This window comes from Nocardia salmonicida (assembly GCF_036142455.1).
Lineage (GTDB): Bacteria > Actinomycetota > Actinomycetes > Mycobacteriales > Mycobacteriaceae > Nocardia > Nocardia salmonicida.
Genome location: NZ_CP108014.1, coordinates 1,550,424 through 1,570,249 on the forward strand (window position 1 = coordinate 1,550,424; position 19,826 = coordinate 1,570,249).

Consider the following 19,826-nt stretch of genomic DNA (forward strand, 5'->3'; position numbering starts at 1 on the left):
TCTATGGCGAAAGGGGTGCCGATGAACCCGGTAGCGGGACCACGAGAACGCCTCATCCGCAGCGCGATTCTCATGATGCGCGAACACGGAGTCGCGGCGACCGGACTGACCGACCTGCTCGCCCACAGCAAGACCGCCCGAGGCTCGATTTATCTGCACTTCCCCGGCGGCAAGAGCGAGCTCATGGAGCAGGCGACCCTGCACGCCGGGCAGCAGATCACCGCGATGATCGAGGCGCTGATCGCCGCGTCGTCGTCACCGGCGGAGGTGGTCGTCGGACTCGTGGAAGCCTGGAAGCAGATCCTCGAGACCTCGTCGTTCACCGCCGGATGCCCGATCGTGGCCGCCGCGCAGAGCGGCAGCGACTCGCCGACCGTGCAAGCGGCGTCGGCCACTGTGTTCGGCGACTGGACCGGTCGGCTGGCCGAGTTCCTGAGATCGGCGGGGATGGACTCCGTTGCGGCCGCCTCGATCGGCGGCGTCATCATCAGCACGGTCGAAGGCGCGATCATCCAATGCCGAAGCACGAAATCCCTGCAGCCGCTCGATGACGCGGGTACCACCCTCGTCAAACTTCTCGAACTCTGACAGCTCACCTCACCTGGAACAGAGAGGCCGACAACGATGACCGAGCAGATCGACCAGCGCGCGCGGCGCAAGTTTCTCTTCGAGCGCGGCGTGGGTCGCTACGTCGCCAACCCCACCGTGCGCGCGCTGCGCCGCCTGGGAATAGACACCGCGCTCGCCACCGAATTGGAAACGATCGGACGAAAGAGCGGCGCACTGCGGCTGGTCCCGATCGCGGCGGCCTTCGACGAGTCCGGCGCGTGGGTGATCTCCCAGCACGGCACCCGCTCGGGATGGACCGCCAACATCACCGCCGACCCGCAGGTGCGAATTCGGCAAGGGGGCGCCTGGCGCACCGGTACCGCGCAGTTGGTGCCCGACGACGATGTCGACGCTCGGGCGCGCACCTTCGCGTCGCATCCCGCGTTCGCCGGCTTGACCGCCGCCACCTTCCGAGCGCTGCAGAGTGCGCCGATCTCGGTCCGGATCACCTTCACCGATACCGATCGGCACTGACCCGGGGCAGGCGCTGCGAGATTCTCACGGCAGGCTGTCGAGCCGAACGTCGTGAGCTACGGCGGTGACGTGCAGGCCGTCCGCGCCGGGTTGGATGGCGGTCAGGCGCGCGCCGAGTGGTAATTCCTGGAGCGGCACGACGAAGGTCAGGGACTGGCGGATCAGGGCAAGGGAGATCGTCGGTCCGCCTGCCGCGGACTGGACCGAGACCGGGGTGACCTCGATGCCCGCCTCGGTCGGTGCGACGGTGACGAACACCGTTGCCGGCACCGAGATGCCCGCCACCGAGAACCTCCCGGTCACGCGCAGTCCGTCCGGACTGTCGGAGATCGATTGCACTTCCGACGGCGCGAAGCCCTGCACGATGTCGTAGGGAACCACGGCGGTCGCGGTCGCCGTGGCCGCGACAAGGTTCGAGCTGCGGTTGTTGAGTACGTCGGTCAGCGGTGCGGAGACGTCGGCCAGTGCGACATCGAGGTTGTGGACGGAGATGTCGTACCCACTCCAGTCGCCGATCCGGATATCGATGTCGTGATAAGTGCCGTTGACGGCCTGGGTCAGGAACGGAAAGCCGCCGATTTCGACCTCGGGCTGATGCGCGAGGTCGTACTCGGCGGCGATCTGGCGTCCGATCTCGTTCTGCGCCATGACGACCCCGACTCGATCGCCGACGACCAGTGCGATCATCAGCACGACGATCAGTATCAGCAGTGCGCGCATGCATTCATCATCTCGGCCATCCCACCATCATGCTGCGGATCGTGGCCGGTGGGTAGTTTCGACCCGCTCGGTGGGGGTGTGGTCCCGCACCATCTCGGCGGTGAGCCACATGGCCGCGACCGCCACCATTGCGCCCCAGGCGATTCGGCCGGTGTGGGGCAGGAAGTACTGCGGCAGCATCGTTGCCAGAAGTACCGCGAGCGGGACGGCGCTCCAGCGGTGCAGAGTGCCCGAACGCCACACCGCCACCGCGGCCAGTACCGCCGCGACCGCGATCAGCATGAGGCCGATCGCGAAAACGCTCATCGCGGTCGGGTCGTACCGGAAGGCGTTGCCGACCTCGGTCAGCGTGGCGTCCCGGTCGGCAACGGCGCGCTGTCCGATTGCTTTGAGGCCGTAGACCTCCGCGCCGTAGTAGGAGATCGTCAGGGCCGATCCGATGTAGCCGATCGTCGCGGCCGCGGCAGCGGTGCCCTCGTGAGGAGTGCCTCGGAGTCGATCGCGCAACGCACTGTATCCGAGCGGGATGAGGATGAGCCCGGCGATCGCGGCGATGTGTGCCAGGGACCAGCCAAGGCTTGTCCATGACTCGGCGCTGTCGAGCGTGGTCTGGTCGGAAACGCGCGGGGCGGCAGCCTCGTAGATGACGAACAGGATGCCCGCGAGTGCGAAGGCGAAGGCGCCCCAGCGGGCGCGGTTGTCGGGACGCGATGCGAGCGAGGGAAGGGACATGACACTCCTTTGGGGGCGCACCGCCCAGTTTCGAGAGCGGTGCTCTTTCTTGAGATCGATGGTCACACAGTCACGTCGGCAAAGCAAGAGCAGTGCTCTTGTTTTAGTGGGGGCATGGGTCGCGTCCGGGCCGAAAGTGACCTGAGATGATCTGCTGTGGTGCGGCCCGACCGGGGGCGGCCTTGTTGCGGACGGGATCTCGTGACCTCGGTGGTGCTGGTGATAGTGGTCCTGCTGGTTCCGGCGGTGATGTTCGTGGTCCCGTGGTGGACCCTGGTTGCCGCGCCGACGGGGCGTAGCGGGACTCTGTTCCGGGTCGGCACAGCGGCCTGCGTGGTCGGGTATCTGTGTTTGCTCGTCGCTCTGTTCCTCGGGCACGGGCCGCCGCAGTTCGATCCGGCGGCGATCGTCGGTGACGTTCTGCTCGGGGTCTTGTGGGTGGTGTTCGTCTGGTCGCTGATCGGTTCGATCGTCCGGGGCGCGCTGCGCGTCGCCGGGGTCGATCGGATGCGCGCGAGTCGGGGCGCTCGCTGTGGTGGTGGTCTCGGCGGTGCTCACCGGGTACGGGGTGTACGAGGCGCGGCGGGTGCCGCAGGTTCGTACCGTCGACGTCGCGATCCCGGGCCTGGCCGAGGGTCTCGACGGGCTGCGCGTCGTGGTGCTCACCGACACCCACTTCGCCGCGATCGACCGGGAGCAGTGGTCGCGAGACGTTGTCGACGTGGTCAACGCGCAGCGGCCCGACATCGTGGGTCTCGCCGGGGATCTCGTCGACGGGTCGGTGGCGAAACGGGCCGATCAGGTCGCCCCGCTCGCGCGCGTCGAAGCGCCGCTCGGCCGGTTCTACATCACCGGCAATCACGAGTACCTCGACGATGCCCAGAGCTGGATCGACTACATGGCCTCGATCGGCTGGCAGCCGCTGCACAATGCGCACCGCACCGTCGAGCGCGACGGTGGCCGGCTGGTTGTCGCCGGAATCGACGACCCCACCGCCGATGTGCCCGGCCACGGTCCCGACCTGTCCGCCGCGCTCGCGGGCACCGACCCCGACCTGCCGGTCGTCCTGCTGGCCCACCAGCCCAAACAGGTCGCCGACAGCTCCGCGGCGGGGGTGGAACTACAAATTTCCGGGCACACGCACGGCGGTCAGATCTGGCCGTTCCACTACCTGGTCCGGCTCGACCAGCCGGTGGTCGCGGGACTGAGCAGACACGCGAACGGCACCCAGCTCTACACCAGCCGCGGCACCGGCTATTGGGGTCCGCCGATGCGGGTGTTCGCGCCCAGTGAGATCACCGTGTTGGTGTTGCATCCGGAGCGGTGAACGCGGTCGGCTCGAGGCGGACGATGCGGTCGTCACCAGCGGCAGGTTCGCCGCGACCATCGGTGTTGTTCGTCAGTACCCACAGCGATCCGTCCGGGGCGACGGCGATGTCGCGGAGGCGCCCGTACTCGCCGACCAGAGACTCGGTCGACTGGGTGAGGTTGTCGAGGGGGATTCGACGCAGTCGCTCGCCGCGCAGATTCGCGATGTAAAGGGACCCACCGATATTCGTCATCCCGCTCGGGCTGGCCTCGGACGGTTTCCACTGTTGAAGTGGGTCGATGGAACCGGTTCGGCCTGCGATGCCTTCGACCTCGGGCCAGCCGTAATTGCCGCCGGGTTCGATGAGATTGAGTTCGTCCCAGGTGTTCTGGCCGAATTCACTGGCGAACATCCTGCCGTCCGCCGCCCAGGTGATGCCCTGCGGGTTCCGGTGGCCGTAGCTGTAGACGAGTGAGCCCGGGACGGGGTTGTCGGCGGGTGCCTGCCCGTCCGGTGTCATGCGCAGGATCTTTCCGGCGAGGGCCGCGCGATCCTGGGCGGCGGGCCGGTTGCCCGCGTCGCCGACGGTGGCATACAGCATCCCGTCGGGACCGAAGGCGATCCGGCCGCCGTTGTGGTTGGCCGCGGCGGGCAGTCCGGTGAGGATTGTTCTGCCGCCGCCGAGCGTGAGGTTGCCCGGTTCTCCTGTGAGGTCGAATCGTTCGATGCGGTTGTCGTCGGCGGCCGTGTAGTAGGCGAACAACTGCGCCCCGCGCACGGCGATGCCGAGGAGGCCGCCTTCGCCTGAGGGCTCGACATCGTCGACGGTGCCCACCTCGTGTTGTGTTCCGGCGGTACCGATTTCGAGGATGCGACCTCTGTCTCGCTCGCTCACCAGCGCGGTGGCGCCGTGGAAGGCGATCGACCACGGCGCGTCGAGCTCATCGGTGACGGGCGACTCGTGCGCTGAGGAGTAGGACGGGGTGCTCGACCGATCGGGACTCTCGCCCGGAGAGCACGCGCACAGCAGGGTGAGAGCGAAAGCGGGCGTGACGAGAAACGCTGTCTTGCGGAACTCCATGCTGTCGAGGTTAGGCCCGCCGGCCGGTGGTTCAGCCCACCTTGTATGTGCCCGCGCCCGCGGCGATGAGGCGACCGCCGTCGGTGGCGACGATGTCGACCCGGCAGGTGCTGAGGTGGCGCCCGGCGCGCAGGCGAGTGCCGATGATGTCGATGCTTTCGGCATTGGCCGGCTGGATGAAATCGATGGACATCGAGACGGTCACCCCGCGCAATTGCTCGGGGAGCCGAGCTCCGGCCCAGGCCGCGGCCATGATGCCGATATCGATGCAGCCTGCGAGGGCGCCGCCGTGGACCATGTCGCCGACCGTGACGAGTTCTTCGCGGAAGGGCATCCGGAGACGGGCCGAGCCCTCCTCGATGTCGACGAGTTCGATGCCCATGTGCCGGACGAAGGGTGATTGGGGCAGGAACAGGGCCATGGCTTCGCTGCCGGTGCGGGGGAGCTGCGGGGAGAGGGTCATCGGGAGTCCTATCGGAAGTTGACTACGATATCGGAATCAGACTACGGTATTTGATATGACGTTGGAACCCCCTGCCGACCGACGCAAACGGCGAACCCACACCGCGGTGCTCGATGCCGCGCAGGTCTTGTTCCTTCGAGAGGGTTACCGCGGCACCACCATCGACATGCTCGCCGCCGAGGCCGACGTGGCGGTGAGCTCGATCTACGCCAATTTTCGCGAGGGCAAGGCCGACGTGTACGCCGCGCTGGCCTGGCGAACAGCGACCCTGCACGCCGCGGCGATGTCCGCGCCGATCGGCGCGGAATCGACCCCACGCGGCGAGGTCGCCGCCGTGTGCGACCGCTACGTCGCCTTCCATCGAGAGAATCCGCTCGCATTGCGAATTCTCGCGCTGACCGACATCGACGTCAGCGAATCCGAACTGGCGACCGAAGCGAAGGTGCGCATCGACGCCGTGCTGGGCGGCTTGGTCGAATCCTTCGCCGCCGCAGTGCGACTGGCGGGCTGTGATGTCGAACCCTATGCGCTGGTGATGGTTTCGTGGGCCACGGTGAACGGGGCGTACTCGCTGTTCCAGCGCAGGATCGTCGACGAATCAACCCTGGCGGCCATGCTCGCCATCGCCCGAGCCGATCTGCTTTCCCACGTAGGAGATGACCACGATGCGTGACGGCGAATTGAGTCTGATGCAGCAGATCCGCACCGTAGGTTCGGCATTGGGCATACAGGCCACATCCTTGCCTCATTTGGTCCGAGGGCTGCGTCGCGAGGGGGACGGCTCGGGGTGGGCGGCGCCGGTACCGCCGGATTCGCGACTGTGCCGGTCCGCCCTGGACGAGGCCACCCAGGTACTCACGCCCGCGCTGCTCGCCCACAGCTTGCGATGCTGGGAATTCGGCATGGCCTTGGCGCAGGTGGACAACCTACGGCCCGACCCCGAGGCGCTCTATGTCGCCTGCGTGCTGCACGATGTCGCGGTGGGGGAGTCGGCCGATCCCACGGTGGGGTGCTTCGCGCTGCTCGGCGCACGGCGTGCTCGCGCGTTCGTCCTCGACCGCGGCGCCACGCCCGAACTGGGTGAGTGCGTCCACACCGCTATCGCACGCCACATGGACCCGGCGACACCGCGTGATCATGGGGCGGAAGCGGCATTGCTGCACGACGCCGCCCATCTGGACGTCACGGGTTTACGCGCCTACCAACTGGATTCGCGTCAACTCGCCGCCATCGATGCCCGCCACGGCAGGGCCGGATTCGCCGCCGAGTTCACCGCGACCATGCGCGACGAGGCGCGCATCCGGCCGCGCTCGACGGCCGCGACGCTCTGGCGCTCGGGAATGCGGGTCGCCATCACGCTGAACCCGCTGGATCGCTGATTCGCGACAGCTCCCGGGGGTTTGCCGGGTCAGTGCGCCCCGACGATGCGTAGCGCCATGTCGGCATAGGCGGCGGCGATGTCTTCGGGGCTCCATTCGCCCTCGTCGCGGTACCAGCGGGCGATATCGATGCCCAGCGAGAGCAGGGCGACCGCCGCCATCCGCGGACTGGCGGTGTCGAAGACGCCCGCCGCGACGCCGCGCTCGACGAGTCCGCGAATCTCCCGGTCGATCCGGTGGCGGATGTCGAGGATCTCGGCGTAGTGCTCGGGGGTGAGCGCGGACAGCTCGTAGTTCACGATCCTGGCGCCGGTGTGTCCTCTGGCGTGGTGAACAGCGAAGGCGTGCACCACATTTCGCAGCGCGGTGGCCGGCTCGTCGGACGACTGGACCCCCTTCAGCACGAGGTCGAGTGTTTCCTCGTGCCCGGTCCGCGAGATCAGATAGAGCAGCTCTTCCTTCGATTTGTGATGCACGTACACCGCGGCGGGGCTCAGGCCCGCAGCCGCGGCGATGTCGCGCGTGGTGGTGCCGTTGAAGCCCTTCTCGGCGAACGCGGCGATGGCCGCGTCGAGTAGACGCGCGCGGGTCGCATCGGAGCGGGCTTCTGTCATGTCGGTCATCGCCGGGTCATTATCTCGCCCCGGAACCGCCCGCCTCGGACCAGGTGGTGTGACGTGGATTACAAGGATGCGCGTATTGACGGCCGTGGGCGGGCTGTTGCACCATGCTGACTAAGCAAGCGCTTACTTAATTGAGGAGATTCGATGCCGGAAGCCGTGATCGTCGCCGCCGCCCGTTCCCCGATCGGCCGGGCAGGCAAGGGGTCGCTCAAAGACATGCGCCCCGATGATCTGACTGTTCAGATGGTCCAGGCGGCCTTGGCACAGGTACCGGCGCTTGACCCCGCCGAGATCGAGGACCTGGTACTCGGCTGCGGGCAGCCCGCGGGGGAGTCGGGCTTCAACATGGCCCGGGTGGTCTCGGTGCTGGCGGGGCTCGACGGCGTCCCGGGTACGACGGTCAACCGCTACTGTTCGTCGAGCTTGCAGACCACCCGGATGGCGCTGCACGCGATCAAGGCCGGCGAGGGTGATGTCTTCATCTCGGCCGGTGTCGAGACAGTGAGCCGCTACTTCAAGGGCAATGCCGACGGCCTGCCCGACACACAGAATCCCTACTTCGCCGACGCCGTGGCTCGCACCGAGAAGCGTGCCGCGGGCGGCTCGACCTGGGGTGATCCGCGCGTCGACGGACTGGCTCCCGATGTGTACATCGCGATGGGGCAGACGGCGGAGAACGTCGCCCAGTTCACCGGGATCACCCGCGCGGAACAGGACGCCTTCGGCGTGCGGTCGCAGAACCTGGCGGAGAAGGCGATCGCCAACGGCTTCTGGGCCACCGACATCACACCGGTGACATTGCCCGACGGCACGGTTGTCGGCACCGACGACGGTCCGCGCGCGGGGGTCACCCTGGAAGCGGTCTCGGCGCTGAAGCCGGTGTTCCGTCCCGATGGCACCGTCACCGCGGGCAACTGCTGTGCCCTCAACGACGGCGCGGCCGCCCTGGTGATCATGTCCGACACGCGAGCCAAGGAGCTCGGCCTCACCCCGTTGGCCCGGGTCGTCAGCACCGGAGTCTCGGCGTTGTCGCCCGAGGTCATGGGCCTGGGCCCGATCGAAGCGTCGAAGAAGGCGCTGCTGCGCGCCGGTCTCACTGTCGACGACATCGACCTGGTGGAGATCAACGAGGCCTTCGCGGTGCAGGTGATCGGCTCGGCCCGCGAGCTCGGCATCCCCGAGGACAAGGTCAATATCAACGGCGGCGCGATCGCGGTGGGACACCCGTTCGGCATGACCGGCGCGCGGATCACCAGCACCCTGATCAACTCACTTCGCTACCACGACAAGCAGTTCGGCCTCGAGACCATGTGCGTCGGCGGCGGCCAGGGTATGGCGATGGTGCTGGAGCGTCTGTCGTGACCGGCCGATTCGCGGGCAAGACCGCGATCGTCACCGGGGCGAGCCGGGGCATCGGCTTCGGCATCGCCGAGCGCCTGGTGGCCGACGGGGCGAAGGTCGTGATCACCGCACGCACACAGGACGCGCTCGACGACGCGGTCGAGCAGTTGGGCGGCGCCGAGCACGCGCTCGGGGTGGCCGGACGCGCCGACGACATCGAGCACCAGGCGGATGCGGTCGGTCGGGCGATCGCGGCGTTCGGCAGCGTCGATCTGCTGGTGAACAACACCGGAATCAATCCGGTGTACGGGCCGATGATCGAGATGGATCTCCAGGCCGCCCGCAAGATCATCGAGGTCAACTGCCTCGCGGCGTTGTCGTGGGCTCAGCAGGCGCACAAGGCGTGGATGGGCGAGCACGGCGGCGCGGTCGTCAACGTCTCCTCGGTCGCCGGCGTACGGCCCGCGCCGGGCATCGGCTTCTACGGTGCCAGCAAGGCGATGCTGACCTACATCACCCAGGAATTGGCCGTCGAGCTCGGCCCGAACATCCGGGTCAACGCGGTGGCGCCCGCCGTGGTGAAGACGAAGTTCGCCACCGCGCTCTACGAGGGTCGTGAGCAGGAACTCGCCGAGACCTACCCGCTCAAGCGGCTCGGAGTGCCAGAGGACGTCGCGAGCGCGGTGACGTTCCTGCTCTCCGCCGATGCCGCCTGGATCACCGGCCAGCTGCTGGTCGTCGACGGCGGCATGACCTTGACCGGCGGCGTCTGAAATATCCGCTCGCCCAGACGAACACACACCGAACACACAGGAGTGACTCCCATGAGTACCACCAACACCGCGATCGTCACCGGTGCCGCCCGAGGAATCGGCGCGGCCGTGGCCCGCCGTCTGGCCGCGGACGGATTCGCCGTCGCCGTCATCGATCTCGACGAGGCCGCGGGCAAACCCGTGGTGGCCCAGATCGAGGCCGCCGGTGGCCGGGCGATCGCGATCGGCGCCGACGTCGCCGACGAGGCCGCCGTCGACGCCGCTGTCGAGCGGGTCACCGCCGAACTCGGCGCGCCCACCGTTCTGGTCAACAACGCGGGCGTCCTGCGCGACAACCTGATCTTCAAGATGACCGCCGACGACTGGGACATCGTCATGAACGTGCACCTGCGCGGGTCGTTCCTGATGACCCGGGCGGTCCAGAAGCACATGACCAAGGCCGGTTTCGGACGCATCGTCAACCTGTCGAGCACCTCGGCGCTCGGCAACCGAGGACAGGCCAACTACGCCGCCGCCAAGGCGGGGCTGCAGGGATTCACCAAGACCCTCGCCTTCGAGCTCGGCAAGTTCGGCGTCACCGCGAACGCGATCGCGCCCGGTTTCATCGAGACCGAGATGACCGCGGCCACGGCGGCGCGCGTCGGTGTTCCGTTCGAGGACTTCAAGGCCGGGGCCGCGGCCGAGATCCCCGTGGCGCGCACCGGCGTGCCCGACGATATCGCGCACGCGGTGTCGTTCTTCGTCAGCGAGGGCGCCGGTTTCGTCTCCGGACAGGTGCTCTACGTCGCGGGCGGGCCGAAGGCATGAAGACCTTCCACGGCATCGACGAACTGACCGAGGCTGTCGGCACTCATCTCGGCTACTCCGAGTGGCACACCGTGGCCCAGGCACAGATCGACACCTTCGCGGACGCGACCGGCGATCACCAATGGATTCATGTCGATCCGGCGAAGGCGGCCGACGGCCCGTTCGGAACGACCATCGCGCACGGCTATCTGACGCTGTCGCTTGTCCCGGATCTGGTCGGGCAGGTCTATCGGATCGAGGGCGTCCGCATGGGTGTCAACTACGGCGCCAACAAGCTTCGGTTCCCGGCGCCGGTACCGGTCGACTCGAAGGTTCGCGCCGGTGTCGAGTTGCTCTCGGTGAAGCCCGGCGGTGGCGGACACCTGGTCACCGCGCAGGTCACCGTCGAGCGCGAGGGCGGCGACAAGCCGGTGTGCGTGGTCGAGACCGTGTCGCTCGTGGTGGTGTGATGGGCATCCGGACCGATCTTCCCGGGCTCGATCTCGGTCGCTTCGCGGCGTGGTCGCGGACCGAGATCCCCGGTGCCGACGCGCCGATCAGTGGTCGGCTGATCGCGGGTGGGAGGTCGAACCTGACCTACGAGGTCACCGATGGCACCCGGCGGTGGATCGTTCGTCGTCCGCCGCTGGGCCATGTGCTGGCGACCGCGCACGATATGGCGCGCGAATACCGGGTGATGGCGGCGCTGCGGCCGACCGCCGTCCCGGTGCCCGAGATGTACGCGCTGTGCGGTGACGTCGATGTTCTCGGCGCGCCGTTCTACGTGATGGAGCGCGTCGAGGGCACGCCGTATCGCAACGCCGCGGAGCTGGCGGCGCTGGGACCCGAACGGACCAGGGCGATCTCGACCGGTCTGATCGACACCCTCGCCGCGTTGCACGCTGTCGATCCGGCAGCGGTCGGCCTGTCGGACTTCGGTCGCCCGACGGGTTTTCTCGCGCGCCAGGTGAACCGGTGGCGCAAGCAGCTCGACGCCTCGCACACCCGCGACCTGCCCGCGGCCGTCGAGCTCCACGCGCGCCTTGCCGCCGACGTGCCCGCCGAGTCGGCGGTCGGGATCGTGCACGGCGACTTCCGCCTCGACAATGTGTTGACCGACGCCGATGACCGACTCGCTGCCGTCATCGATTGGGAGATGGCCACTCTCGGCGACCCACTCACCGATCTGGCGTTGATGGTCGTCTACGGCCGCCTCGCCGCCGCGACCTCGAGCAATACGAATGTGGCCGACGCCTCCCTCGCGCCCGGGTTCCTGTCCGAAGCCGAGATCATCGCGCGCTACACCGCGCGCAGCGACCGCGACATGTCGCGTTTCGGCTTCTACCTGGGTCTGGCGGCCTTCAAGCTCGCCGCGATCCTCGAGGGCGTGCACTACCGCTACCTGCACGGCCAGACCGTGGGCGAGGGCTTCGAGACCATCGGCGCCTCGGTCGAATCGCTGCTCGAAACCGGCCTCGCCGCACTACGTTTCGAGGCCGACGAGATCGCTCCAGCCGGCGCCGAGCCGCACAGTCAGGAGGCACGATGACAGTCGACGAACTGACCCGGGCGATCGAGGAGTTCCTCGCCGCCCATGATCCGGCCACGACCGAGCGCCTGGAGTTCCTGCGCGCCCGCTACGACGCGGGACTGGCCTGGGTGTACTTCCCGCACGGCCACGGTGGGCTGGGTCTGGCGCCTGCCCGGCAACTCGAGGTGGACCGCGCCTTCGCGGAGGCGGGCGCACCCGACAACAACCCCGAGGGCAACGGCATCGGGCTCGGCATGGCGGCGCCGACGATCCTGGCCTACGGGACCGACGAGCAGAAGCGGCGCTTCCTGCGGCCGCTGTGGACCGGCGAGGAAATCTGGTGCCAGCTCTTCAGTGAGCCGGGCGCGGGCTCCGACCTGGCCAACGTCAGCACCCGTGCGATCCGCGACGGCGAGGACTGGGTCGTGAACGGGCAGAAGGTGTGGACCTCGGGGGCGCACCTCGCCCAGTTCGCGATCCTGCTGGCCCGCACCGACACCGGGCTGCCCAAGCACCGCGGCATGACGTACTTCCTGTGCGACATGACCGATCCCGGCGTGGAGGTCAGGCCGCTGCGTCAGATCACCGGAGAGGCCGAGTTCAACGAGGTCTTCCTCACCGGTGTCCGCATTCCCGATGCCCAGCGTCTCGGTGGCGAAGGTGACGGGTGGCGGGTGGCCAACGCGACGCTCAATACCGAGCGGGTCGCGATCGGCGGCAGGGCCAGTGACCGCGAGTCCGGGATCGTCGGCGTGGTCACCGAGACCTGGCGCGCGCATCCCGACCGGCGCACCTCCGAGTTGCACGACCGGCTGTTGCGGTTGTGGGTCGATGCCGAGGTAGGCCGGATCACCGGCATGCGGCTGCGACAGAAGCTGGCTCAGGGCAGGCCGGGTCCGGAAGGGGCGGCGATGAAGCTGACCTTCGCCCGGGTCGCCCAGCAGCTGTCCGGCCTGGAACTGGAGATCCTCGGCGAAGAGGGCCTGCGCTACTCGGACTGGACCATGGTGCGGCCCGACCGGGTCGATTTCAACGCCCGCGACGCGGGCTACCGCTACCTGCGGGCCAAGGGCAACTCGATCGAAGGCGGCACCTCCGAGATTCTGCGCAACATCGTGTCCGAGCGGATTCTCGGCCTGCCACCCGAGTCGCGAACCGACAAGGACCGACCATGGAACGAGGTTGCCCGATGACCGAGCTGGATCTGCTCTACACCGAGGTCGAGGACGACCTGCGCAATGTCGTGCGCGCTGTGCTCGCCGCACAGTGTGATCCGGGCGCGGTGACGGCGCTCTACGACGGGGACCGGTCGCTGGTCGAAAGCCTGTGGAAGAGCATCGCCGTCGACCTCGGTCTGGCCGGGCTGCTGGTCCCCGAGGACCGCGGCGGCGCGGGAGCCTCGGCACGGGAGGCCGCGGTCGTGCTCGAGGAACTCGGCCGCTTCGTCGCGCCGGTGCCGTTCCTGACGAGTGCGGTAGTGGCGACCACCCTGCTGCTCGACACCGACGGTCCGCTGCTCGGTCAGTTGGCGGCGGGGGAGCTGACCGCGGCGCTCGTGACACCGTTGTCCACGTCGGCCGACGGGACGTTTCCCACGGTGTCCCTGGGGTCGGACGGCCTGACCGGCACCGTCACCAGCGTGGCCGGTGCGCTCGAGGCCGATGTCCTGTTGGTTCCGGTCAGCGGGCCCGAAGGCATTGCGGTGTACGCCGTTTCGGCCGACCGTGTCGACATCAGCCCGGTGATCTCGCTCGACATGACTCGGCAGTTGGCCGACATCACCTTCGCCGCCGTCGCGGGTGAGCAGGTCGTCGCCGACGGAAAGGCCGCGGTGCGTCGCGCGCTCGAGGCGGGCACCGCCCTGCTGGCTTCGGAGCAATACGGCCTCGCCCGGTGGTGCCTCGAAGAGACTGTGGCCTACTTGAAGGAGCGACGCCAGTTCGGTCGGGTGGTCGGCGGCTTCCAGGCGATCAAGCACCGGCTGGCCGATCTCTACACCGCGGTCGAGTCCGCCAACGCGGTTGCTCGATACGCCGCGGCCACCCTTGCCGCAGACGACGCCGACGCCGCCGTGGCGGCCGGTGTGGCCCAGGCGTTCTGCGGCGATCTCGCGGTATTCGCTGGCGAGGAAGCCGTGCAGTTACACGGCGGTATGGGTATGACCTGGGAACATCCGGCGCACCTGTACCTCAAGCGGGCCAAAGCTGACCAGATCGCCTTCGGCACGGGTGGTCTTCATCGGTCCCGGCTGGCCGAGCTGGTCGACATACCCGGCCCGCGACAGGACTGATTCGCCGCCGCCTGTGCCCTCACCGGGCCTGTGTCACGAGGTCATGGGCGGCAGCGACCGGTGCGTTGGTGACGTTGCCCGCGTGGGTGTTCAGGCCCAGTGCCAGGCTCGGGTCCTGCGCGCAGGCGCGTTCCCAGCCCTCGTCGGCCAGCGCCACCACATAGGGCAGGGTCGCGTTGGTCAGTGCGTAGGTCGAGGTATGCGGCACGGAGCCCGGCATGTTCGCCACGCAATAGAACGTCGAGGCGTGGACCGGATAGGTCGGATCCGCGTGGGTGGTCGGGTGGGTGTCTTCGAAGCATCCGCCTTGGTCGACCGCGATATCGACCAGCACCGATCCCGGTTTCATCTGCGCGACCAGGTCGTTGCTCACCAACTTGGGTGCCGCGGCGCCGGGGATCAGGACGGCGCCGATCACCATGTCCGCGGCGCGGACCTGCTCGGCGATCGCCAGCTTCGACGAGGCCAAGCCGCGCACGCGATTGTTGTAGCGCCAGAACGACATTCGCAGTTTGTCGAGGTCGGTGTCGAGCAGCGTCACATGCGCGCCCATGCCCAAGGCGATATTGGCCGCGTTCTGTCCCGCGACCCCGGCCCCGATGATGACCACCTTGGCCTGGTCGACGCCGCCGACGCCGCCGAGCAACACCCCGCGACCGCCATAAGGCTTCATCAGCGCGTGCGCGCCCACCTGCGGCGCCAGACAGCCCGCGACCTCCGACATCGGATACAGCAACGGCAGCGCGCCGGACGGCAACTGCACGGTCTCGTAGGCGATGGCCGTAACCCGCTGCGCCAGTAACTGTTCGGTCAACGGCCGGTCCGCCGCCAAATGGAGGTAGGTGAACAGGACCAGCCCTTCACGCAGGCGGTGATACTCCTGTGCGACAGGTTCTTTCACCTTCAACACCAGATCCGCCTCGGCCCAGACGTCGTCGGCTTCGGTGAGGATCTGCGCTCCTGCCGCGAGGTATTCCGAATCGGGAATCGACGATCCCAGCCCGGCGCCCGCTTCGATGACCACGTGATGACCGTTCGACACGAGTTCGTGCACACCGATCGGTGTGATCGCTACGCGGAATTCGTTGTTCTTGACTTCCTGTGGGACACCGACGCGCATGGGAGCTGCTCCTTCAGGATGATCGGGTTCTGCTACAAGCATCGAGAATTAGTGCGGTAATCGGCGATAACACCTGCACAATCGACGGAATTCGGCGTCGAAGCTGAGTATCCTGCGGTGATGGCGTCGCGAGAGCAACACCGACCGCAACCCGTGCAACTGTTCCGTGGGTCCCCGACGAACCTGGACGACATCGACCGCAGGCTCCTCGCCGAACTCGCCGAGGACGCGCGCGTACCCAACAATGTCCTGGCGGCGCGGGTGGGCATCGCCGCGTCGACCTGCTCGCTGCGGCTACGCAGGCTCCGCGAACTCGGTGCGATCCGTGGTTTCTACACCGACATCGCCCCGGAGGCGCTGGGGCTGCCGATCCAGGCGATGATCTCGGTCCAGGTCCAACCGGCGGCGCGGGCTCGCATCGGTGAGCTCAGCGCCAAGCTCGCCGCACTGCCGGGTGTGGTGAACGTGTACTTCCTCGCCGGAACGGTCGACTTCTTGATCCAGGTCTCGGCGGCCTCGCCGGACGCGCTGCGCGAGTTCGTGACGCAGGAGCTCAGCGCGACCCGCGAATTCGCCTCGACCGAGACCAGCCTGGTCTTCGAGCACATCCGCAGTCCGCAGCCCATGCTCTGACATCGGATCATGCCGAGTCCGTGCGCTGTGCTGGGGCGAACTCTCTGCGACGATGTGCCCATGAGCACCACCACCCGACCGGGTGTGATCACGGCAGGCACGCTGGTTCTGTTGTCGTCGCTGTACTTCGCGCAAGGGTTGCCGTTCGGCTTCTTCACCCAGGCGCTGCCGGTGGTACTGCGCGAATCGGGCTATTCGCTGGTCGTGATCAGCGCCTCGGGTGTGCTGTACCTGCCCTGGGCGTTGAAGTTCCTCTGGGCGCCCTATGTCGATCGGTACGGCACTCGGCGCACCTGGCTGCTGGTGTTGCAACTGCTGTCGGCCGCGGTCGCGATGGTGTTGGCCTGCCTGGATCTGTCGTCCTCGCTGCGCTGGTTGTTCGTCGGCATCGTGGTGGTGAATCTGCTCTCGGCGACCCAGGACGTGGCCACCGACGGTTCGGCCGTGCGGTTGTTGGGTCCGCGTCAGCGCGGGCTGGGCAACGGCATCCAGGTCGGGGCCTACCGGGTCGGGATGATCGTCGGCGGTGGGGCCCTGTTGTGGTTGTACGCGCTGGCCGGGTGGCGGGCGCTCTTTCTGGCGATGGCGGCCGTGATCGTGCTCACCACGGTGCCGGTGTGGCTGATGCGCGAGCCGGTCGCGGACCGGCTGCCGAGTCCGAAGCCCGCACAGCTGCTCGGCGCCTGGTGGACCAGATTGCGTCGACCCGGCGTTCTCGCCTTCATCGCGTTGATCGGCGCGTTCAAATTCGGTGACTCGATGGCCGCCGCGCTCACCGGTCCCTTCCTGTCCGACGCCGGACTCGACCTCAGCGAGATCGCCCTGATCAAAGGCGTGCTCTCCTCGGCGGGCGCACTGGCGGGCGCGGCCCTCGGCGGTTGGCTCGCCTACCGTTTCGGTCGCCGCAAGGCCCTGCTGATCGGCGGTGTCACCCAGACCGCGAGCATCGCGCTGTACCTGTTCGCCGCCCTCGGCCTTGGTGGTTTCGAACTTCTCGTCACCGCGAGCCTCGCCGAGCACGTTTTCGGTGGTGCGGCCACCGTCGCCGTCTTCGCGCTGATGATGGATGCCTCCGAACCCGACTACGCGGGCAGCGACTACACCCTGCTCGCGTGCGCGATCGTCGTCGTCCAGGGTGTGGCCGGGATGGCCGCGGGCGTCGTCGGTGAACTGGCCGGTTATCCCACGCTCTTCGCCACCGGGCTCGTCCTCTCCGGACTCGGTTGCGCCGCAATGATTCTCGGCTTGTCCAAGGGTCTCGGCCCCTCGAACCTGCGCCGAGCCCTTGCTCCGACGGACAATCGGCTGCGTGACGCCGCCGATGGCGGCGATCGCCGCGTCGACAGGTAGTCGCGTGTCGTCGTCGGCGGTCCGCCCGGTCGGCCGACAAAGCCGGAGCGCGGCATCGGCCCCGATCAGGCGCCGGACCCGGTTCGCTCGGCTATCTTGAGTCCGATGTGTTCGCCCGAGATCGTTCGTCTCGCCCACGAGAGCGCGCCGCAGCCGAGTCGGCGGGCGCTGCTCGGCCTCGCCGGGCTCACCGCACTGGCGGCGGTGGCCCCCGCGCCCGCCGTTGCCGCGCCGCGCTCCGGCGTTGTCGACCTCACCCACACGCTGACGCCGCACCTGCCGGTGTGGCCGGGTAATCCGCCGCTGGTCATGGTCCCGGTGGCCACGCACGCATCGGGTGGGTTCGGGCAGTTCGCGCTCGGGTACTGGGAGCACACCGGAACCCATCTCGACGCGCCCGCGCACCGGATTCCCGGCGCCGCCACGACCGATGCCCTCGTCGTGGACGACCTCGTCGCGCCGCTCGTCGTCATCGATATCAGCGCCAAGGCCGCCGTCGACGCCGACGCGGTGGTGACCGTCGCCGATATCGACAACTGGCGATCACAGCACGGCGACCTCCCGGAGCGGGCATTCGTCGCGATGTACTCCGGGTGGGAACGCCGCATCGACCGACCGTCGACCTTCCTCAATCTCGACGAACGCGGAACCCCCCACGCACCGGGGTTCTCCGCCGACGCCGCGGAATACCTTGTCGCGCGCTGCGGAATCGTCGGCGCCGGTGTCGATACGCTCAGCCTGGATTGCGGTGCCGATCCCGAATACGGTGCGCACACAGCCTTTCTCGGTGCCGGTCGCTACGGCGTGGAGATGCTCGCCAACCTCGCCGCGGTCCCGCCGAAGGGCGCGACGGTCGTCATCGGCGCACCGAAACACGCGGGCGGCACCGGCGGACCGTGTCGGGTGCTCGCGCTCACGTGAATGTCATCACCAGTCCGGCCGGCCGATCGAAAGCCGGTGCTGGAAAACATTTCTCGGATCCACCGCCGCTTTGACTCGCAGTAGCCGCCGATAGTTGTCACCGTAGTAGAAGGCGTGCCACGGCAGGCCGGAGGTGTTCCAGGCGGCATCGGCCAGATCCGGGTCCGGGTAGTTGATGTAACTGCCGCCGTAGGCCGCGTTCGGCACCGGAACACCGCCGGTATCGGCATGCACCTCGCGATACATCTCGCGCGCCCAACGCAGATACCGTTCGTCGTCGAAGGGCAGTCGCCACGACGCGTGGATCAGCATCTTCATGAACGAATCCCGTGCGGGCATCGCCGTAGCGTCGGCGGCGACGGCGTTGATCGCGCCGCCGAACGGCAGGAATTCGAGCTGGGATTCGCCGAGGAAGCCGAGATCGGTGATGTAGCGGTAGAAGATTCGGAGTTGTTCGGGGGAGTACGCCTTACGCAGATAGGCGGCTTTCACTTTGACCCGTGTGGTGTTGACGCCCTTCGCGTAGTACACCTGGTTCACGGTGTCCGGGTAGGACAGCTGTGTGACCGGAGTCAGGATGGGCGGCGGGAACACCCCGTCGCTCACCGTGGCGACGAATTCATCGAAACGTTTTCGCGCGTCCGGTGTTTCGGCATCGAAGAGGATCAGCATCTCCGCCGCGCCGGTGCCGGTCGTCCTGATCATCAGCGGCGCGTAGAGCCCGGCGAATTCATTACCCGGCGCACTGTGGCGTTCGAAGAACCCGAGGTAGTTACCGAGCAACCGGACGAACGAATCCTCGGTGGTGATCGGCAGGATCAGTCGCGCGTTCAGCATGCTGACCGGTGGTTTCGGCAGTGCGCGCCTGGGGTCCGCGCCGTCGGAATCGGGAGATCGCAGCAGATACCGGGTCACCACACCGAAATTGCCGCCGCCGCCACCGGTGTGCGCCCACCACAGGTCGCGGTCGGGGCCGTCTTCGGTCGCCACAACCACTTTCGCGGTGCCGTCGGCATCGACGGTGACCACTTCGACCCCGGCCAGGTGATCGGCCACGAGCCCGAATCGCCGCGACAACGGACCGTAGCCGCCACCGCAGACATGACCACCCATCCCGACGCCGAGGCAGATCCCACCCGGCACCGTCACGCCCCAGCGGTGCAGTGCGTTGTAGACGGTGCCGATATCGGCGCCCGCGTCGACGGAGAACGCGCGGTGGTGCTCGTCCCAGTACACCGCGCCGAGTCGGCCGAGGTCGATGATCGAACGGGTCCGCGCGTTGTCGACGAAATCGTCGAAGCAGTGCCCGCCCGAGCGGGCCGCGATCCCACCGTCTCCGCCCACCGCCTCGGCGACCGCGCGGCGAACCTCTTCGGCGCTGGTCGGCACATAGATCTTCGCCGGTCGTGCCAGGAACCGCCGGTTGTACCCGCGCGAGGCCAGCGACTCGACATCGCCCGCACCGAGCACCCGCTCCTCGGCGCGCCCCGCGGGCATTCCGAGCGCGGCCATCGCGCCGCCCGCCGCGGCCGCGGTGATCAACTTCCGACGTGAGAGCGCCACCGGATTCCTTTCGCGCCACACTGTTCGAGATGAACCTGCTCGGACAGTAGCGGAATCGCCGATGCGCGGATGGCGGAAATACCCAGAGGTCGCAGTGGTTGTGAGTTCGATATCGAGGCAGCCCCGGC

Annotated in this window: 21 protein-coding genes and 1 pseudogene; 15 read left to right on the top strand and 7 right to left on the bottom strand. The window is 67.9% G+C overall.

What is annotated here, in order from left to right; all coding sequences use genetic code 11:
- The first annotated feature begins 21 nt into the window (after window positions 1-21).
- Window positions 22-588, top strand: a complete 567-nt coding sequence (locus OHS03_RS07385) for a TetR/AcrR family transcriptional regulator (RefSeq protein WP_328661802.1) — start codon at window positions 22-24, stop codon at window positions 586-588.
- A gap of 51 nt (window positions 589-639) precedes the next feature.
- Window positions 640-1,083: pseudogene (locus tag OHS03_RS07390) on the top strand (nitroreductase family deazaflavin-dependent oxidoreductase); the annotation flags it as partial.
- Window positions 1,084-1,107: 24 nt separating this feature from the next.
- On the opposite strand, the gene OHS03_RS07395 reads toward OHS03_RS07390, so the two are convergent.
- Window positions 1,108-1,803, bottom strand: a complete 696-nt coding sequence (locus OHS03_RS07395) for an LmeA family phospholipid-binding protein (RefSeq protein ID WP_328661803.1) — start codon at window positions 1,801-1,803, stop codon at window positions 1,108-1,110.
- A gap of 27 nt (window positions 1,804-1,830) precedes the next feature.
- Window positions 1,831-2,535 (bottom strand): hypothetical protein, encoded by a 705-nt coding sequence (locus OHS03_RS07400; protein ID WP_328661805.1) that lies wholly within the window; start codon window positions 2,533-2,535, stop codon window positions 1,831-1,833.
- Between the two features lie 532 nt (window positions 2,536-3,067).
- Between OHS03_RS07400 and OHS03_RS07405 the strand changes: the two genes are divergently transcribed.
- Window positions 3,068-3,862, top strand: coding sequence for a metallophosphoesterase (locus OHS03_RS07405; protein WP_328661807.1), 795 nt, complete (start codon window positions 3,068-3,070; stop codon window positions 3,860-3,862).
- Here the strand turns inward: OHS03_RS07405 and OHS03_RS07410 are convergent.
- Together OHS03_RS07410 and OHS03_RS07415 are read right to left on the bottom strand one after the other, a co-directional pair.
- Complete coding sequence (locus OHS03_RS07410; RefSeq protein WP_328661810.1) at window positions 3,831-4,925, bottom strand: PQQ-dependent sugar dehydrogenase; 1,095 nt, start codon at window positions 4,923-4,925, stop codon at window positions 3,831-3,833. The genes OHS03_RS07405 and OHS03_RS07410 overlap by 32 nt on opposite strands.
- Before the next feature lie 31 nt (window positions 4,926-4,956).
- A complete protein-coding gene (locus OHS03_RS07415; RefSeq protein WP_328661812.1) occupies window positions 4,957-5,388 on the bottom strand; it encodes a PaaI family thioesterase in 432 nt (143 codons plus the stop codon).
- 55 nt (window positions 5,389-5,443) lie between these two features.
- On the opposite strand from OHS03_RS07415, the gene OHS03_RS07420 reads away from it, so the two are divergent.
- The gene (locus OHS03_RS07420) at window positions 5,444-6,061 is read left to right on the top strand and encodes a TetR/AcrR family transcriptional regulator (RefSeq protein WP_328661814.1); all 618 of its coding nucleotides are present in this window, start codon (window positions 5,444-5,446) and stop codon (window positions 6,059-6,061) included.
- Window positions 6,045-6,767: an HD domain-containing protein gene (locus tag OHS03_RS07425; RefSeq protein WP_328661816.1), complete on the top strand. Its 723-nt coding sequence runs from the start codon at window positions 6,045-6,047 to the stop codon at window positions 6,765-6,767. The genes OHS03_RS07420 and OHS03_RS07425 overlap by 17 nt, the downstream gene beginning before the upstream one ends.
- A 29-nt stretch (window positions 6,768-6,796) precedes the next feature.
- On the opposite strand, the gene OHS03_RS07430 is transcribed toward OHS03_RS07425, so the two are convergent.
- Complete coding sequence (locus tag OHS03_RS07430; protein ID WP_328661817.1) at window positions 6,797-7,390, bottom strand: TetR-type transcription factor C-terminal domain-containing protein; 594 nt, start codon at window positions 7,388-7,390, stop codon at window positions 6,797-6,799.
- A gap of 144 nt (window positions 7,391-7,534) precedes the next feature.
- Between OHS03_RS07430 and OHS03_RS07435 the strand changes: the two genes are divergently transcribed.
- From OHS03_RS07435 to OHS03_RS07465, 7 genes are read left to right on the top strand one after another with little or no spacing between them, the layout of a single operon-like run.
- Window positions 7,535-8,752, top strand: a complete 1,218-nt coding sequence (locus tag OHS03_RS07435; RefSeq protein WP_328661819.1) for an acetyl-CoA C-acetyltransferase — start codon at window positions 7,535-7,537, stop codon at window positions 8,750-8,752.
- Window positions 8,749-9,504, top strand: a complete 756-nt coding sequence (locus OHS03_RS07440; RefSeq protein ID WP_328661821.1) for an SDR family oxidoreductase — start codon at window positions 8,749-8,751, stop codon at window positions 9,502-9,504. The genes OHS03_RS07435 and OHS03_RS07440 overlap by 4 nt, the downstream gene beginning before the upstream one ends.
- A 51-nt stretch (window positions 9,505-9,555) precedes the next feature.
- Entirely contained in the window at window positions 9,556-10,311 is a 756-nt protein-coding gene (fabG, locus tag OHS03_RS07445) for a 3-oxoacyl-ACP reductase FabG (protein ID WP_328661824.1), read from the top strand.
- Window positions 10,308-10,760, top strand: coding sequence for a MaoC family dehydratase (locus OHS03_RS07450; RefSeq protein ID WP_328661826.1), 453 nt, complete (start codon window positions 10,308-10,310; stop codon window positions 10,758-10,760). The genes fabG and OHS03_RS07450 overlap by 4 nt, the downstream gene beginning before the upstream one ends.
- Window positions 10,760-11,839 (top strand): phosphotransferase family protein, encoded by a 1,080-nt coding sequence (locus OHS03_RS07455; RefSeq protein WP_328661828.1) that lies wholly within the window; start codon window positions 10,760-10,762, stop codon window positions 11,837-11,839. Before OHS03_RS07450 ends, OHS03_RS07455 begins: the two co-directional genes overlap by 1 nt.
- Complete coding sequence (locus OHS03_RS07460; protein WP_328661830.1) at window positions 11,836-13,014, top strand: acyl-CoA dehydrogenase family protein; 1,179 nt, start codon at window positions 11,836-11,838, stop codon at window positions 13,012-13,014. The genes OHS03_RS07455 and OHS03_RS07460 overlap by 4 nt, the downstream gene beginning before the upstream one ends.
- The gene (locus tag OHS03_RS07465) at window positions 13,011-14,111 is read left to right on the top strand and encodes an acyl-CoA dehydrogenase family protein (RefSeq protein WP_328661832.1); all 1,101 of its coding nucleotides are present in this window, start codon (window positions 13,011-13,013) and stop codon (window positions 14,109-14,111) included. Before OHS03_RS07460 ends, OHS03_RS07465 begins: the two co-directional genes overlap by 4 nt.
- A gap of 19 nt (window positions 14,112-14,130) precedes the next feature.
- On the opposite strand, the gene ald is transcribed toward OHS03_RS07465, so the two are convergent.
- Window positions 14,131-15,231: an alanine dehydrogenase gene (ald, locus tag OHS03_RS07470; protein WP_328661834.1), complete on the bottom strand. Its 1,101-nt coding sequence runs from the start codon at window positions 15,229-15,231 to the stop codon at window positions 14,131-14,133.
- A 120-nt stretch (window positions 15,232-15,351) separates the two neighbouring features.
- Here ald and OHS03_RS07475 point away from each other — a divergent pair, with 120 nt between their 5' ends.
- From OHS03_RS07475 to OHS03_RS07485, 3 genes are all read left to right on the top strand, one after another.
- Window positions 15,352-15,864 (top strand): Lrp/AsnC family transcriptional regulator, encoded by a 513-nt coding sequence (locus OHS03_RS07475; protein WP_328661837.1) that lies wholly within the window; start codon window positions 15,352-15,354, stop codon window positions 15,862-15,864.
- Window positions 15,865-15,924: 60 nt separating this feature from the next.
- Window positions 15,925-17,214, top strand: coding sequence for an MFS transporter (locus OHS03_RS07480; protein WP_328661838.1), 1,290 nt, complete (start codon window positions 15,925-15,927; stop codon window positions 17,212-17,214).
- A 105-nt stretch (window positions 17,215-17,319) separates the two neighbouring features.
- The gene (locus OHS03_RS07485) at window positions 17,320-18,135 is read left to right on the top strand and encodes a cyclase family protein (protein ID WP_328661840.1); all 816 of its coding nucleotides are present in this window, start codon (window positions 17,320-17,322) and stop codon (window positions 18,133-18,135) included.
- Between the two features lie 6 nt (window positions 18,136-18,141).
- Here OHS03_RS07485 and OHS03_RS07490 read toward each other — a convergent pair whose 3' ends face one another.
- A complete protein-coding gene (locus OHS03_RS07490) occupies window positions 18,142-19,698 on the bottom strand; it encodes an FAD-binding oxidoreductase (protein WP_328661842.1) in 1,557 nt (518 codons plus the stop codon).
- Window positions 19,699-19,826 lie beyond the last annotated feature (128 nt).